Origin of the sequence: Priestia sp. GS2 (assembly GCF_036409025.1) — a bacterium.
In the GTDB taxonomy this organism is placed as follows: Bacteria; Bacillota; Bacilli; order Bacillales; family Bacillaceae_H; genus Priestia; species Priestia aryabhattai_A.
On the sequence record NZ_JAZGJX010000002.1, the window covers coordinates 125,340 to 142,055 of the forward strand.

Consider the following 16,716-nt stretch of genomic DNA (forward strand, 5'->3'; position numbering starts at 1 on the left):
CTAAACACAGAAACATTGCTTTTGGCTTGTTTTTTAAAACAAAAAAGAAACATAATAAAAAACCCTAAATTCTCTCTCTAACTCAAAGAATTTAGGGTTAAATAAATATTGTTTAAACCTTTAATAGACCTCGAAAGCCCCTGGAAGAATAGTAAGAATCCGCTCCGTTATGGTAGACAAAGACTGTGTCGTAGCGACGATCACAAAAGATAGCTCCACCACGCTTTCTAATAGGGGCTGGTGTTTGTACCCAACTCGATGTTTTATTATCGAAGCTTCCAAACTCCTGTAGATATCGATATTGTTCTTCCGTTAAAAGGTCAATTCCCATATCCGTAGCCATATCAATAGCCGTATTTTCAGGCTTGTGCTTCTTTCTTGATTCCAGCGCTTCACGATCGTAACAAACGCTTCGACGTCCTTTTGGACTTTCTACTGAACAATCATAGAACGTGTATACATCCTCTGTATCATAATCAATTACATCTGGCTCGCCGCCAGTTCGCTCCATTTCATGAAGGGACCAGAGTTTTTCAGGATTTGTTTTGAGCTTTGCTTCTACTTTGCTCCATTCAAGCTCTGGATGACGATTTATATTTTTTTCAAAACGTTCTCTCAATACTGTAATAATTTCTTCACTCTGTTCAGATGACAACTGCTTTTCGTTATTTGTCATATTAAAGCCTCCTTGGCAACTCTCGAAATAGCTTCATAAAAAAATAAAGGTAAAGACGAACATATTTATTATACTAGCTTATTTTTCTAACCGGTAAGAAGGTTTCCTTCCCAAATATTATTTTTTCACAAATGCATTTACTGTTTACTTCTTCTCTGCCACACTACAACTGGAATCAATAACAACGAAAGCATCCCCCCAACTAGTGATAACGTGGGAAAGCTTGAACCTGCTACAATCACTCCTGATAAAGCTCCACCTGCAGCTCCTGATAAGGCAATGGAAACATCAACCGTTCCCTGCACTTTCGCTCGTGTAGAGATGCTCGTAGAGTCCACAATTAGTGCCGTACCGCTTATTAAGCCAAAATTCCACCCTAATCCAAGTAAAACAAGGGCAAGGACTAATAAAAACATGGATTCTCCTGGTGCTAGTGCTGCGATTAATCCAGCTAACAGCAAGGTAGCTCCAGAAGCAATCGCCATCGGAACGCGTCCAAGCTTATCGACAAGGATTCCAGTAAACAGTGACGGAAGGTACATAGCACCAATATGAAAGCCAATTACTAATCCAACGGCTCCTAAGGCGTGGCCGTGGTGAGTCATATGAACAGGTGTCATCGTCATGATGGCAACCATCACGATTTGAGTAATGACCATAATTGTGGCACCAATTACAATTCCTCTTTTATCTTCTTTCATCGCTGCTGAAGCCGTAGCCTCCTTTTTATCATGTTGCTTCATCATTTCTATTTCTCTTGCTATGACTAATGGCTCTGGACGAAGAAAGATAAAAAGGAAGATTCCAGCTAAAAGATAAGCAGCTGCTCCTAACATGAACGGACCTGTAAGAGATGGAAACCCGATTGACTGGGCAAATTCTCCCGTCACGCCTACTAAGTTAGGACCCGCTACGGCACCGAATGTCGTAAACACCATTGTCGTACTAATCGCTGTGGCTCGCTGCTTGCTGTTGGCTAAGTCTGTGCCCGCATAGCGAGCCTGCAGATTTGTAGCTGTGCCTGCTCCGTATATTAGCAGCGAAGCAAATAACAGTACAATACTGTTTAGAATAGCTGCCAATATGACCCCAACTGCACCGATACCACCAAAGAAAAAGCCAGTTGATAGCCCAATACGCCGTCCATATCGTTGTGAAAGTCTGCCCACTAGCAGCGCAGCTCCAGCCGATCCAAAAGTTAACAGCGCAGAAGGAACTCCTGCATAAGCTTCTGTTCCGAGCATCTGCTGGGCAATAAGTGCACCAACCGTCACTCCTGCAGCGAGCCCTGCACCACCAAGTATTTGTGAGATACTAACAATGAATAAAATACGTTTATAGAGCGCTTGTTGCTTTTCTTCCGAAAGCACGTAGCTATGTATTTCTTTTGCAGTACTTGTGTTTGTCATCATCGAACCGCCTCTCCAAGAATATGGTCCCTTACATAATTAAAAACCAAATAATTACTCTTTCTATGATACTATATCTTTACAAAATAAAAGCAGCTCATTTACTACTAAAAAATAATCAACGGAGGTATTACAGTGGAATTCTCAAAATCTGAATTAGTTGAAGCAAAACGTCAAATTGATTCAACTTTACATAAGCTCAGAGAAACCGTCAAAACGCTAGAAGCAAAAGAAATTCCCAGCAGGTACAAATCGCAAATCACTTTAGCTAGGCGACGTATAGATGCATTTGAAATTTCTGTATTCCTTATTGAAAGAGAACTAATGGAACTTGATGAGGAAAGTTAAAGAGACAAAAAAACCCAAAAATCGCACATAACCACGCGAGGTTTGGGTCTTTAGTACATTCTTATTTATGCATACTTTTCAACTTCAATGTCGTCACAGACTCAACGTGAGCCGTATGAGGGAACATATCGACTGGCTGTACGTTTTTTACTTTGTAGTACTTTGAAAGAATTTGGACGTCTTTTGCAAGAGTCGATGGGTTACAAGATACGTAAACAACTTTCTTCGGCTTCACTTGTAAAATTGCTTTTAAAAGCTTTTCGTCACAGCCCGTACGCGGTGGATCCACGACGATAACGTCCGGCTTCCAGCCTTCACTTACCCATTTTGGTAACCACTGCTCGGCTGGCCCTGTTACATATGTGGCATTTTCAAAGCCGTGATCTTTCGCATTTTTACGCGCATCCACAATTGATTCTTCAATTGTATCCATTCCGCGGATTTCTTTGGCGTCATCCGCTAACCATAAACCAATCGTTCCAACACCACAGTAAGCATCAACGATTTTTTCTTCTCCTGTTAGCGCCGCTGCTTTTTTCACTTCGTCATAAAGCTTAACGGTTTGCTGAGGATTTAATTGGAAGAAAGCGCGAGCTGATAGTTCAAATGAGATATCTCCTAACGTTTCTTGAATGACTGGCTTGCCTGCTAGCGTAAACGTTTCATCACCAAAGATTAGCGACGTTTTTTGACCGTTTACGTTTTGAACAACAGATTTCACTTCCGGTAGACAACGTTTGATTTCCTCTAATAGTAAGTCTTTACGCGGAATATCTTTTTGTGCCGTAATTAAAACAAGCTGCACTTCACCTGTTTCAAATCCAACGCGCGTCACAATTGTACGAACAACCCCACCGCGCTTTTTCTCGTCGTACACAGGAATTTTTAAATCTTGTAAAATACGCTTCATTTCTTTTGTCACATGATTTGTCGCGCGATGTTGAATCGGACAGTTTTCAATGTCAATTAAGCGATGTGAATTGATTCCATATAGGCCGGCAATGACTTTTTGCTTGTCCATTCCAACCTGAAACTGTGACTTGTTTCGATAACGCCACGGATCTTCCATACCAATTGTTGATTTGATTTTTGACTCAACGTTTTTCAATGAGCTATGACGTTCAAAGGCTTGTGAGACAATGTCACGCTTTGAATCAAGCTGGCCTTCATACGACAAGTGCTGAAGCTGGCAGCCTCCACACTGCTCATAGATGGGACAGGGCGGGTTAACGCGCTGTGGTGATTTTTTGCGAATACGCTTAATACGACCTTCCGCAAAGTTACGCTGTACGTTCGTTGCTTCAACAACTACTTCTTCATCTGGCAACGCACCAGGAACAAAGACAACTTGGCGTTTGAAGTATCCAACTCCTTCACCGTTAATACCAAGACGCTTAATAGTAAGCGGAAAGGTTTGTCCTTTTTGAACCTTCATTTCTTGTTTAGGTTTATTCATTCTAACAACTCCGATTATAGTTTCTGTTTCTATTTATGCACGGTTTTACCTTTTCATAAAACCGATGATGTTTTTCTTAAAAAAGAACCAAGGCATATTATAACACTTTCACGACAAAAAAACCGACAAGGATTCTTGTCGATTTTAAGGAGTTTTTTGCTCTGTCATATCGGTAGGTTCTTTTTTCTCAATTGGAGCTACTTTTTCACGCTCAAACACAAGATCATCAATGCTTTTGAACGTATATCCTTCTTCTTGAAGATCGTGAATTGCTTTATCAAGCGCCTCTGCATTATCCTTTGAAACGGTATGAAGAAGTAAGATAGCACCCGGGTGGATTTGAGCCATAATGTTGTCATAAGAATAGCGCCAGCCTTTTTGTGCATTTGTCATCCAATCCACAAATGCCAGTGACCAAAAAACGTTAATATAGCCTTCCTCTTGTGATAAAGCTAGCGTACGTTCACTAAAGACGCCACGGGGTGAGCGAATATATTGCATATCGTCTCGTCCGGTAATGTCTTTGTATTTATCTTCTACTTTTTGCAGCTCTTCTTTAAAACGCTTATCGTTTACTTGCGTTAAGTCCGGATGGTGCCAAGAGTGATTTCCAACAATATGGCCTTCTCGTACCATTCGTTTAATCAGCTTTGGCTGGTCTTTTAGATAATGCCCTGTCACAAAGAACGTTGCCGGTACTTTACGCTTTTTCAACACGTCAAGAACGTCTGCTGTGTAGCCATTTTCATAGCCGTTGTCAAACGTAAGATAAATTTCTTTTTTGGTTGTATCACCAAGGTAAAAAGCTTCGTATTTCTTTAATAGCTTTTCATGAGAAGCTCCTGCATCAGCCGGCTTGTGATTTTTACTTTTTTGAAACCCCCAGCTAATTGGTTTATTTGAATAGGTTTGTGCTGAAACTGGAATCGTTACGCCTACTAAAACAACGAGGAAAAGGATGAATCTACGCATAACGTGCTCCTTTCCAAAGGTCAGTTTATGCTTAGTATTCATCCTTTTCGTTTACGTATGCTCGCTACTTTTTACCAATTACTTAAACACAGGCTCTTTAAATTGCTCCAGCTTTTCAAGCGATGATTTATCAACGTCGGCATGTAAGCTATTCCCATGAGAGTCCATCGTTACAACTGCTGTGAACCCTTCAACTTTTAAATGCCACATTGCTTCAGGAATACCGAACTGCATTAAATCAACGCCTTCAACGCTCTTAATGCAATCTGCGTAGTACTGCGCTGCGCCGCCAATTGCGTTTAGATAGACGCCTCCGTGTTCTTGTAGAGCTGCTAGGGTTTTTGGCCCCATTCCGCCTTTACCGATAACAGCACGAATACCAAACTTCTTCATAATATCACCTTGGTAAGGCTCTTCACGAATACTTGTGGTTGGTCCTGCTGCAGCTACTTTCCAGTTGCCCGCATCATCTTTTAACATAACTGGACCACAGTGATAAATAATTTGGCCGTTTAAGTCAACCGGAGCGTCATTCGTTGTTAAGTGTTTGTGGATTGCGTCACGGCCTGTATACATCATGCCGTTAATCGTTACCACGTCACCTACTTTTAATTCGCGAATTTGCTCTTCTGTGATTGGTGCTTGCAGAACAACTTCTCGTGTTTTATTCGCTACTTTATCTTCTTCTTTCTCCGCTTGTTCAGAGAAGTCAATTTCTTCGCCTTCTTGGTATAACCATTCTGTTACGTCACCTGTCGCTGCATCAATTTTAATGCCAAGGCGACGGTATGCCCAACAGTTATAAGCTACCGATACGAAGAAACTTGCTGGAATACGATTAATAACGCCAACTTTACACCCAAGAAGCGTTGTTTCGCCACCAAAGCCCATTGTACCAATGCCAAGCTTATTAGCATTTTCCATCACGTACTCCTCAAGTTCTTTTAGCTGCTCATTTGGATTTTCATCATCTAAGCTTCTGAAAAGCTGTTCCTTTGCTAGCTCATAGCCTGTTGTACGGTCGCCACCGATGCCCACGCCGATGACGCCGGCGCTACAGCCTTGGCCTTGGGCTTGGTATACAGAGTGCATTACGCACTTTCGAATACCGTCTAAGTCACGACCAGCACGGCCTAGACCTTCAAGCTCACATGGCAAGCTGTACTGAATATTTTTGTTTTCACAGCCGCCGCCTTTTAAAATGAGGCGCGCGTCAATATAATCATTTTCCCACTGTTCAAACTTAATAACCGGAGTTCCTGCACCTAAGTTATCACCGCTGTTTGCTCCTGTTAACGAGTCAACGGAGTTTGGGCGCAGCTTTCCGTCTTTTGTTGCCTCTTCAATTGCCCAATAGATCGCTTTTTTAATTTCAATTTGGTTCACGCCAACTGGAGTTTTAATTTTAAATGTCGGCATCCCCGTATCCTGACAGATTGGTGAGATGTTTTCATCCGCCATTTTAATATTGTTTGTGATTGTTGCAAGTGACATCGCTGCACGCGTACCCGCATTTTCTTTTGCTTTTGCCGCTGCAATAGCACGTCGCACATCCTTTGGTAGCTTCGTGGATGTTTCAACAATTAGATCGTACATACTCTTTTTTAAAGCTTCAATCATTGTAGATCTCCTCCCGTGTCCCCTAAATAAATGTAAGCGTTTTTTTATTTGTAGAAGAGCCGGCCGTTTCCGTTCTTCATTTCACTTTTATTATACTCTCTTGTCTTATAATCTGAAAGGTTTTCCTTGGAATTAGCTGACTACCAGTTCTTATGTTTTCTCAGCGTTGTAATGTGTGCAATATGATGTTTTCCATGCCACGCATAGGTTCCAATTACTTCTGCAATGGTCATTGTGCCGTTATCAGGATGTCGAATGGTTCTTTTTAATTCACCTTCTGTCAAAGATTGAAGCAGCGTGACTAAACGTTTATGTAAAGACGATAAGAGTCCAATGGATACCTCAATTGATAGACCACTATCTGATAAGAGTGCCCACGCTTTTTCGTCGTATGGACGTATTGTAGGGTTATTCTCTGTCAAACCAAGCTTTATGCGCATATAAGCATTTAAATGAGAATCAGCCATGTGATGTACCACTTGTTGCAACGTCCAACCGCCTTCTCGATAAGGTGTAGCTAACTGGGCTTTTGTAAGCCCTTCTACCGCTCTTTTCAATTGAGTAGGTGCTTCATCAATTTCTACAATCCAGTTCTTAATTTGTTCATTTGTTATAGGCTGCTGAATTGTTAATACTCCAATTGGATATTGGTTAAACATAAGTTTCTCCCCCTGACCATTAATCAAACTATGTAAGTATACTCATTCTTTAACATCGTCAAATATCTCGTTCATTCCAATTCTGTATACGCTCTAGAGATAGTGCTCGAAGTTCATGTTCACATACTCTCAATCATTTTTATCTTCTACTCATATCTTCCACTTTTTAGCATAGCGAATTAATAATGAAATATAAAGATTTTAGCTCCATAAAGAAAGCGAAAAGACTCTTTGGCCTTTTCGCTTTCTCTTACTTATTATCGTCGCTCTTTTTAAATTGCTCACACTTTAATTCAAGGTCATCAATCATTGTGATTAAACGGTCAATATCTTCAAGCTCTGTTGTTTCAGGTTCAATTGAGTCAAGCACCTGCATAAACATATTTAAACGTTCTTTTAGATAGCGAACTTGTGATTCTGAATCATGTACTGCATTTCCCATACTTGTCTACACCTTCTCATGATAAATTTAAATGCGCTTTTCTACTTGGTAAAAGAACTAATTTCTTTTATCGTAACGAATGATTTTGCATTTGACAACTAAAAGCATTGGATTTCATAATAGTCACTAGTGTCCTTTTTAAGCTAGGTAACACGTTGAATGAAAAAAAGGAGTTTTTGTGATGACCACTTTACAAAAGATCACGCCGTCTTATGACCCGTGGGAAGCTTATTTAGATATAAAAGATTACGGAAAGCCAACTTTAACAAACGTCGAGTTCACAACAACAACGTTGTGTAACATGCGCTGTGAACACTGTGCGGTTGGCTACACACTTCAGCCAAAAGATCCGAATGCTTTACCTCTTGATTTGATTTTAAAGCGTTTGGATGAAGTACCGACTCTTCGCGCTCTAAGCATTACAGGGGGCGAGCCGATGATGTCTTTAAAATCTGTCAAAAATTACGTAGTGCCTCTTTTAAAGTATGCGCATGAACGTGGCATTCGTACACAGATTAATTCAAATTTAACGCTTGATTTAGCACGTTATGAACTTATTATTCCATACCTTGATGTTTTACATATTTCACACAACTGGGGAACGATGGATGATTTTGTTGAAGCTGGCTTTGCGATGATGGACCGAAAACCAACATACGAGCAGCGCGCTAAATATTTTGATCGCATGATTGAAAATAGCCGTGCGCTCGTAAAAGCTGGCGTAACGGTATCAGCTGAAACAATGCTCAACAAACGTACGCTTCCTCATATGGAAAAAATTCATCGTCAAATCGTTGATGAAATGCTTTGTCAGAGACATGAGGTGCACCCTATGTACCCAAGTGACTTTGCAAGCGCACTTGAAACATTGTCATTACAAGACATGCGCAGCGCCATTCACCACTTGCTCGATATCCGTGATGAAAACGTGTGGATGCTTTTTGGTACGCTGCCGTTCTATGCGTGTAATGATAACGAAGAAGACCAAGCGTTGTTAAAGCGTTTATACAGCAGCAAAAACGTAACGGTTCGGAACGATCCAGACGGCCGTTCTCGCTTAAACGTGAACATTTTTGATGGCGATATTATCGTGACCGACTTTGGCGATACGCCTCCGCTTGGTAACATTCAAGATACAAAGCTACAGAGTGCTTTTGACACATGGCAGCAATCATCAATTTCAAAAGAACTTAGCTGTCACTGCTCAGCCGTTTCCTGTCTTGGACCAAACATTTTGGTAAAAAACAGCTACTATCAAGGTACGGATTTTTCAACGCGCAAAGCATTGATTACGAAATAAGTAAAACCTCTCCAGTAGGCTGGAGAGGTTTTCTTTTTGATTAACGAGGCTGATCGTAAGCACCAAAGCTTAATGACACGTAATCCTGTACCGGAATCCAAGCACCAATTCCTTGTGACGTTACGTTTTTAACGACAATCATGCGCTTGCTGCCTTTCATGGTTAAATACACTTCACCATACGTTACTTTTCCTTTTTCATGAACGGCCGGTGTATATGCGTATAGATACCCAACCTTTTTAGGTGCAATATTGTATACCTGATCTTTCTTGGTACCGGCACCGATAATCGTTTGGAATGATAACGTTAGGTTTGTTTTCTTTGAAGCGGTTAAAAGCATCATTTGCTTCACGTGGTCCGCTTCGTTAATACGAGACGTTAAACCGCCTTTTACAATGCTTTGTGATTCTTGATTATAGTGCATTTGCTGCTGAGACTTCCCTGAACGATTATCATAATGATTTGTGTTCACTTTTTGATACTGCCAATTCACACTTGTTGCTTCAGATTCATAGTTAAGCGGCCATTGGCCAAGATAAATTGTTGCTCGAAAACCAATTGCCCACGGTGTCTTTGAAATGGATGTTTCATTTAAGATACGAATTAAATCTGGATTTTGAATTGGCACATTGGACGTTTCAAGTAATTCTTGAGACAGTTCACTTGGCTGTAGATAAGGCGTATCTTGACTCGTATTTGGATTTGTATTTTCCTTTGCAATATGAAGCGTAGAGCTAGGAATTTGAACAGCCGTACTTGGTGTTTTTGTCTCCTTGTTTTTCGCTTCTGTTGTATGCAAACCTGAAAATGACAAGAAAATAGCGAACGTTACGATAGATAATTGACGTAGCATATAAGAGCTCCTTTCAACCTCATGAATAGATGTACGCATAGTTTTTTCAAAGGAATAGCTCTTTATCCTGTTTTAACCAAAGGAAATTATAACCAAAAAAAGCCGAGCGCTTCTTCTGCTCGGCTTTTCCTTAAATTAAATAAAATCCAATTCCCATAATGATGTATGCCCCTAATAAAATTGCACCTTCAAACCAGTTCGTATCTCCGTCATTTGAGATGGCCACAGTAACAAAGACTGCTGTTACCATAGCAATAAGCTCTGGCCACGTAAAGACAAGCGGCATTTGCTCCTCAAACAGTAAAGAGATTAACACCAATACAGGGGCCACAAACATAGCTACCTGAAGGGTAGAGCCAATCGCAATCTCAACGGCTACACCCATTTTATTTTTCACAGCCATAATGATGGCAGATGCGTGCTCCGCTGCGTTTCCGACAATGGCCACGATAATAACCCCGATGAACAGCTCACTCCAGCCAAACCGAAGCGCAACGGTTTCAATTGTATGTACTAAACTTTCTGCCACATAAGCAACAGCGACGGTCGCAAGCAGTAGAACAAGAATTGCTCTGCCTTTTGACCATTCTGGCTCTTCATGTTCTTCCACCTGTTCGCTCTTATGCTGATACACCCCGCGATGAGTCACCAACTTAAAGAGTAATGCCGCTAAGTATAGAAGGATTAACGTAATGGATACACCAACGCTTAGGACTATCGTTTTTTGATCATTCATTCCTTGAGAAAATACTTCTGGAATAACAAATGCTACGATTACAGCGAAAATCAATAGACCAGAGTTATGACGCGCATCGTATACGTTGAACTCCTGACGCTTAAATTTCAATCCGCCAATAAAGAAAGATAAGCCGCCAACAAGAAGCAGATTGCCTAAAACAGAACCTGTTAATGAAGCCAACACAACGCCTATCAATCCAGCTTTTAATGCGAAAATAGAAATGATAAGTTCAACGGCATTACCAAACGTTGCGTTTAATAAACCTCCAATTCGCGGTCCTGCGACAACAGCGAGACTTTCTGTGGCGCGACCCATATAAGCTGCTAAAGCTATAATGGTTAAGCAAAACACTGCAAACATGAGAACCTGCGACCAGTGCAGAAGATTCCCAATCACCGATAGCGGAACACCAATGAGTACCATTATAAAAAACACTCGATTCATTCATATGCACCTACTTCTCTAAGTTAAATCCATTCACTCTACAAGCTTCGTCTTTCTAACGCCTGTTTATTCATTACCCTTGTTACCCTTTTATTTTAAAAAAATAAACTTTTTATGAACAAAATAAATTCTTCTTTAAGAAAATGTTTAAAAAAAGCCCAAACTAGCAAAAGTAAGAAAGATGAAAAAAGGAGTTGAGCATATGTCAGATGTAAAACAAAAAGTACTGTCCATTTTAGATAACTATAAGATTGGTACGCTTGCTACAATCCAAAATAACAAACCCTATTCTCGCTTTATGATGTTTTCTCACGATGACCTTGTACTTTACACAGCAACAAACAAAAACGCACATAAGGTTGATGACATTCAATCTAATCCATACGTTCATATTCTCCTCGGCTACGACGGCCAAGGCTGGAATGATCCGTATGTTGAAATTGAAGCCAAAGCTCTAATTGAAGACAACAAAGAGTTAAAAGAAAAGTTTTGGAACGATCATTTAAAAGAATGGATTAACAGCCCAGACGATCCAAACTACGTACTTCTTCAGCTAACACCTGAAAACATTCGCTATTTTGAAAAAGCAGGTAGTGAACCAGAAGAGTTGTAATCCTTTAAGAAGCTCAAACAAGAAATTTCTTGTTTGAGCTTTTTTATGCTTGTAGCTTTATATATAGTCGATAAAGCTGATGAATTTTTCTTTTTTTAAAAAATTAGATAACCTTCTTTCTTTTTTTTTGAAAAAAAAGAAGGATTTTTTATTGCTCATCTCTAATTTCTCTTTTGGTAACGCTTACATAAAAGTGAAGGGGATGGAAATGTGAGAACAAAATGGTCAAGAAGATGGTTTAGTTTACTTCTCGCTTTATTGATTTTTGTGCCAACGGTTGCACCGAATCATAAAGCGGAAGCAGCAGCTCAAAACGGAACGATGATGCAATACTTTGAATGGTACGTGCCTAATGATGGCCAACACTGGAACCGATTGCGCAACGATGCAGCATACTTAAAAAGCGTAGGTGTTTCGGCTGTGTGGACACCTCCTGCTTATAAAGGTACAAGCCAAAATGATGTTGGATACGGGGCTTATGATCTCTATGATTTAGGGGAATTCAATCAAAAAGGAACGGTTCGAACAAAGTATGGAACAAAAGCAGAATTAAAATCAGCGGTTAGTACTCTCAAAACAAACGGCATTCAAGTGTATGGAGATGTCGTTATGAATCATAAAGGTGGCGCTGACTATACCGAAAACGTGACAGCGGTTGAAGTAAACCCTTCTAACCGAAATCAGGAAACTTCAGGTGAATATACCATCCAAGCATGGACTGGCTTTAACTTTCCAGGTCGCGGGACTACACACAGTCCCTTTAAATGGCAGTGGTATCATTTTGACGGAACGGACTGGGATCAATCACGAAATGCCAGCCGCATTTTTAAATTCCGTGGAACAGGAAAAGCATGGGACTGGGAAGTATCGAGTGAAAACGGCAACTATGATTATTTAATGTATGCTGACCTTGATTTTGATCATCCAGATGTTGCGAACGAAATGAAGAATTGGGGCGTATGGTATGCAAACGAAGTTGGCTTAGACGGCTTTCGCTTAGACGCAGTAAAACATATTAAGCATTCTTACCTAGGCGATTGGGTCAATCATGTTCGTACGAAAACCGGAAAAGAAATGTTTACAGTGGCGGAATACTGGCAAAACGATGTGAATGCCATTAACAACTATCTAGCAAAGGTAAACTATAACCATTCTGTCTTTGACGCACCTCTTCACTATAATTTCCACTATGCGTCTCAGTCTGGCGGGAATTATGATATGAGAAACTTATTAAACGGAACGGTTGTGGCTGCGCACCCAACAAAGGCCGTAACGTTAGTTGAAAATCATGATTCACAACCAGGTCAATCCCTAGAATCTGTTGTACAACCTTGGTTTAAACCGCTAGCTTACGCATTTATCTTAACAAGAGCAGAAGGTTATCCAAGCGTATTTTACGGTGATATGTACGGCACGAAAGGAAACAGTTCATATGAGATCCCAGCTTTAAAAACAAAGATAGAGCCTCTATTAAAAGCTCGTAAAGATTACGCTTACGGTACACAGCACAACTACATGGACCATTGGGACGTAATTGGATGGACGCGAGAAGGAGACAGCACAAAAGCAAAATCTGGTCTCGCAACTCTTGTCACAGATGGACCTGGCGGGTCTAAATGGATGTATGTTGGAAAGCAAAATGCCGGTGAGGTTTGGTACGATATCACAGGTAATCGCACAGATAAGATTACGATTAATGCAGATGGATGGGGGAATTTCCAAGTAAACGGTGGATCTGTATCTGTTTACGTTCAGCAATAAAAAGAAGCTCTGCGGTGAACGATTATCCCGCAGAGCTTTTTACTAGTTAACTCTCAACTGTTCCGAATTGATATGTCGTATTTGCAGAGTACACTTTGTTTTTTTCTAATACAATGGATGGAAATTCTGGATGGTGAATAGCGTTTGGTAAATTCTGCGTCTCTAGACACAAGCCAAGGTACTCACGACTTCTCACATCGCGAATCATTCCTGTATTTTCAAGCATATTCGCCGTATATAACACGACGCATGGCTGGTCTGTTTCTACAATAAGCTTACGCCCACTATCATGATCAACCACCGTTATTTCTTCATTTTGATTCTCGTTCAGTAAAAACGGGTGATCGTAACCATTGCCAACCTTCACATTTTGAGGATGCTGAGATTCTACACCGGCTCGAACCTTCTTCCCTTTTCTAAGATCAAACGCAGTGTCCGTTACGTTTATTTTTTCACCTGTAGGAAGCATAAAATCGTTAAGTTCTAAAAAAGCATCACTCTTCATTATTAATTCATGTTCTAAAACGTCTCTTTTGACGTTCCCACTTAAGTTAAAGTACGTATGGTTCGTCATATTCAGTAGCGTATCTTGGTCTGAAATTCCATGATATGACACTTTAAGCTTGTTTTCATTCGTAAGCGTATACATTACGCTGACTTTTAAATTACCCGGATAGCCATTTTCACCGTCTGGGCTGTTATATGTAAACGTAACGCTTACCTCATCCTGATTTTCTTTCACTTCAGCATTCCAAATGACGTGGCTAAACGCTTTGTCTCCACCATGAAGATGCTTCTCCCCTTCATTTTTTGAAAGCTCATATGTTTTATTATCAATTTCAACTTTAGCTGGATGAATTCTTCCTGCTACCCGTCCGACAATTGCCCCGAAGTAAGCCGTGTTATGAAGATAGTCTTCTACCGAATCATAACCTAGTACCACGTTTTCAACCTTTCCAGCTTGATCTGGCACCTGAATTTTAGTAATGATGCCTCCTAAGCTAATACACGTTACGGACATATTGTTATCATTGGTCATCGTGTATGCCATCACTTCTTGACCGTGTAGTTCTCCAAACAAGCGTTGTGTAATGTTCATCTGCTTCCCCTCTGTTTCGTTAGTATATGTAATGCGTAAGTATAATTGAAAGTATATCATTGGTTTTTAGCGCCTGCTAGTTTGACCAAAGCGGATACATGTATTGCCCCTTATTCTTTTGCTATAATACAATCTAACGTTATAAAAGATGGAGGTAAATATGGAAAATAACCCATTTGAACAAATGGCCAAACGATATGATACCGAGGACCGAATAGAATTAGCTAAGGTTATTGTTAAAGAGGTAAAAACTCAGTTAAAAGATAGTCAATCAAAATCATTACTGGACTACGGAAGCGGAACGGGACTTGTCAGCTTAGAACTAACGGATTTAGTCGATTCCGTTTTATTAGTAGACTCCTCTGAGCAAATGCTCGATATTGCAAAAAGTAAAATTGCCTATAACGATATTCAAAATGCCAAAATGCTCTATGCAGACTTCACACAAAAAGTGCCTATCGTTAAAGCAGATATTGTTTTAATGTCACTTGTTCTTCTTCATATTCCAGACACTAAGCAAGTGTTGCAACAATTATTCACTCTTCTAAATGACAATGGTAAGCTCATTATTGTGGATTTTGATAAAAATCCGAAAATTAGTCATCCAAAAGTTCATAATGGCTTCTCTCACAGCGAACTAAAAGAATTGTTGCTGGACGTTGGATTTTCATCAACGACAATTCACACTTTTCATTACGGTGAACGTATTTTCATGAACCAAGATGCTTCAATGTTTTTATCCACCAGTCTAAAGTAATAAGTTCACTTCTTTCAAAGACATTGCCATTTCCCTAAAAAGATATATAAAATAGTTTAATAAACTGAAAATTCTATATAAAAACCATTCCACAAAGGGGTATGTGAATGATGTCTGAACACTATGAAAGCTTAATGATGGAAATGGAAGCTATTTTAGATGCTTCAAATGATAATATAGTGATAGCTGATAGCGATGGAATTATTTTAAAAGCAAGTAAGAACTGTAAAGAAATCTATGGATACGACTCTAACTCTATTATCGGAAAATCTGCTTACGAACTTGAAAAACAGCAGGTATTCTCACCTTCTGTTACGCTGGCCGTTATAAAGAAAAAGAAGAAAGTTCAGCTGATGCAAAGAAACAAAGACGGTGGATTAATCATGGCAACTGGCATCCCAATCTTTAATAAAAAAGGAATCCTGTATCGAATTGTTAGCTTCTCTCATGATTTAACAGAGCTTAAACGATTAAAAGAAGATTATGAACATCTTCAACAGCAACTTAAGCAATACGAAGTTGAGATTCAACAGCTCAAAGAAAAAGAAATAATTCGAAATGGCATGGTAATTAAAAGTAAGAACATGCAGCACGTTTGGGAACTTACTGAGCGAGTAGCTGCAAGTGATGCTAATGTCGTTCTTTTAGGAGAATCCGGTGTAGGAAAAACTGTCTTTGCTCGCGCTTTGCATCAAAACAGTGAGCGAAAAGCTTGTCCTTTTATTGAAGTTAACTGCGGTGCTATTCCAAGCTCTTTATTTGAATCTGAAATGTTTGGTTATGAGAGCGGTGCTTTTACTGGTGCTAACCATAGAGGCCGTAAAGGGTTAATCGAACAAGCTGATAAAGGTACTCTCTTTTTGGACGAAGTTGGCGAACTTCCACTTGATATTCAAACTAAGTTGCTAAAAGTACTCCAAGAAAAACAAATTACACGTCTTGGAGGAGGAAAGACAAAAAAGATTGATTTTCGTTTAGTCGTAGCTACCAATCAAGACCTAAAAGCAAAAGTTAAAAACGGTACGTTCCGAGAAGATCTATTTTATCGCCTATACGTGATTCCTATTACCATCCCACCTCTTCGAGAACGCAAAGAAGATATTTATAGCTTACTAAAAATGTTTTTAGATCGTTTTAATGAGCAGTATTATGTTCAAAAGTCATTTAATCCTAAAGCCATTGATTATTTAAGTGGTTATGACTGGCCAGGGAATGTACGGGAATTGGAAAACTTCGTTGAACGGCTCGTAGTCACTTCTCCTACTGATATCATTCATGTAAATGAAAATTTCTCGTATGGTATTCACACATCTGAAACACCTGTTCAGCATAAAAATTCGATTTACCTAAACCAAGACCTAACATTAAAAGAGGCCTTAGCTGAAGTAGAAAAGCACTTTTTACTAAAAGCTGCCAAGGAAAATAAAACTACATACGATATAGCTAAAGAGCTTGAAATGAGTCAAGCAACTGTTGTTAGACGCTTACACAAATATCAAATTAATTCAAAAATGAATTAAAATTACCATAAAAAATTCATTTTTGAATCAAATCAACCTTATGGATTA

General features: G+C 39.7%; 16 protein-coding genes. 6 read left to right on the forward strand and 10 right to left on the reverse strand.

The genetic code is table 11. The features are described 5' to 3' along the window. Positions 1-112 precede the first annotated feature (112 nt). A complete protein-coding gene (locus V2145_RS19950; protein ID WP_094911356.1) occupies positions 113-676 on the reverse strand; it encodes a DUF4256 domain-containing protein in 564 nt (187 codons plus the stop codon). Positions 677-813: 137 nt separating this feature from the next. Continuing rightward, a complete protein-coding gene (locus V2145_RS19955) occupies positions 814-2,088 on the reverse strand; it encodes an MFS transporter (RefSeq protein WP_330988174.1) in 1,275 nt (424 codons plus the stop codon). 132 nt (positions 2,089-2,220) lie between these two features. Here V2145_RS19955 and V2145_RS19960 point away from each other — a divergent pair, with 132 nt between their 5' ends. Then, positions 2,221-2,433: a hypothetical protein gene (locus V2145_RS19960; protein ID WP_094911354.1), complete on the forward strand. Its 213-nt coding sequence runs from the start codon at positions 2,221-2,223 to the stop codon at positions 2,431-2,433. A gap of 61 nt (positions 2,434-2,494) precedes the next feature. Here the strand turns inward: V2145_RS19960 and rlmD are convergent, their stop codons facing one another. The 5 genes from rlmD to V2145_RS19985 form a co-directional block, all read right to left on the reverse strand. Next, entirely contained in the window at positions 2,495-3,889 is a 1,395-nt protein-coding gene (gene rlmD, locus V2145_RS19965) for a 23S rRNA (uracil(1939)-C(5))-methyltransferase RlmD (RefSeq protein ID WP_076512869.1), read from the reverse strand. Between the two features lie 144 nt (positions 3,890-4,033). Continuing rightward, positions 4,034-4,861 carry a delta-lactam-biosynthetic de-N-acetylase gene (gene pdaA / locus V2145_RS19970; protein WP_094911353.1) on the reverse strand — a complete coding sequence of 276 codons (828 nt, stop codon included), beginning with the start codon at positions 4,859-4,861 and terminating at the stop codon, positions 4,034-4,036. 78 nt (positions 4,862-4,939) lie between these two features. Then, entirely contained in the window at positions 4,940-6,481 is a 1,542-nt protein-coding gene (locus V2145_RS19975; RefSeq protein ID WP_094911352.1) for a fumarate hydratase, read from the reverse strand. A gap of 140 nt (positions 6,482-6,621) precedes the next feature. Continuing rightward, complete coding sequence (locus tag V2145_RS19980) at positions 6,622-7,140, reverse strand: YfiT family bacillithiol transferase (protein ID WP_330988175.1); 519 nt, start codon at positions 7,138-7,140, stop codon at positions 6,622-6,624. Positions 7,141-7,390: 250 nt separating this feature from the next. Next, positions 7,391-7,582 carry an SE1561 family protein gene (locus V2145_RS19985; RefSeq protein WP_025908669.1) on the reverse strand — a complete coding sequence of 64 codons (192 nt, stop codon included), beginning with the start codon at positions 7,580-7,582 and terminating at the stop codon, positions 7,391-7,393. Between the two features lie 181 nt (positions 7,583-7,763). Between V2145_RS19985 and yfkAB the strand changes: the two genes are divergently transcribed. Continuing rightward, positions 7,764-8,882, forward strand: a complete 1,119-nt coding sequence (yfkAB, locus tag V2145_RS19990) for a radical SAM/CxCxxxxC motif protein YfkAB (RefSeq protein ID WP_210611233.1) — start codon at positions 7,764-7,766, stop codon at positions 8,880-8,882. A 40-nt stretch (positions 8,883-8,922) separates the two neighbouring features. Here the strand turns inward: yfkAB and V2145_RS19995 are convergent, their stop codons facing one another. Together V2145_RS19995 and cax are read right to left on the reverse strand one after the other, a co-directional pair. Next, positions 8,923-9,735 carry a YfkD famly protein gene (locus tag V2145_RS19995; protein ID WP_094911349.1) on the reverse strand — a complete coding sequence of 271 codons (813 nt, stop codon included), beginning with the start codon at positions 9,733-9,735 and terminating at the stop codon, positions 8,923-8,925. Positions 9,736-9,865: 130 nt separating this feature from the next. After that, positions 9,866-10,918 carry a calcium/proton exchanger gene (gene cax, locus V2145_RS20000; protein WP_094911348.1) on the reverse strand — a complete coding sequence of 351 codons (1,053 nt, stop codon included), beginning with the start codon at positions 10,916-10,918 and terminating at the stop codon, positions 9,866-9,868. 202 nt (positions 10,919-11,120) lie between these two features. Between cax and V2145_RS20005 the strand changes: the two genes are divergently transcribed. Then, positions 11,121-11,531 carry a pyridoxamine 5'-phosphate oxidase family protein gene (locus V2145_RS20005; RefSeq protein ID WP_094911347.1) on the forward strand — a complete coding sequence of 137 codons (411 nt, stop codon included), beginning with the start codon at positions 11,121-11,123 and terminating at the stop codon, positions 11,529-11,531. Between the two features lie 210 nt (positions 11,532-11,741). After that, positions 11,742-13,292 (forward strand): alpha-amylase, encoded by a 1,551-nt coding sequence (gene amyS / locus V2145_RS20010; protein WP_330988176.1) that lies wholly within the window; start codon positions 11,742-11,744, stop codon positions 13,290-13,292. A 46-nt stretch (positions 13,293-13,338) separates the two neighbouring features. Here the strand turns inward: amyS and V2145_RS20015 are convergent, their stop codons facing one another. Beyond that, a complete protein-coding gene (locus tag V2145_RS20015) occupies positions 13,339-14,391 on the reverse strand; it encodes an aldose epimerase family protein (protein WP_222582529.1) in 1,053 nt (350 codons plus the stop codon). Between the two features lie 160 nt (positions 14,392-14,551). On the opposite strand from V2145_RS20015, the gene V2145_RS20020 reads away from it, so the two are divergent. Continuing rightward, positions 14,552-15,148, forward strand: coding sequence for a class I SAM-dependent DNA methyltransferase (locus V2145_RS20020; RefSeq protein WP_330988177.1), 597 nt, complete (start codon positions 14,552-14,554; stop codon positions 15,146-15,148). A 110-nt stretch (positions 15,149-15,258) separates the two neighbouring features. After that, the gene (locus V2145_RS20025; RefSeq protein WP_330988195.1) at positions 15,259-16,668 is read left to right on the forward strand and encodes a sigma-54 interaction domain-containing protein; all 1,410 of its coding nucleotides are present in this window, start codon (positions 15,259-15,261) and stop codon (positions 16,666-16,668) included. The last annotated feature ends 48 nt before the right edge of the window (positions 16,669-16,716 follow it).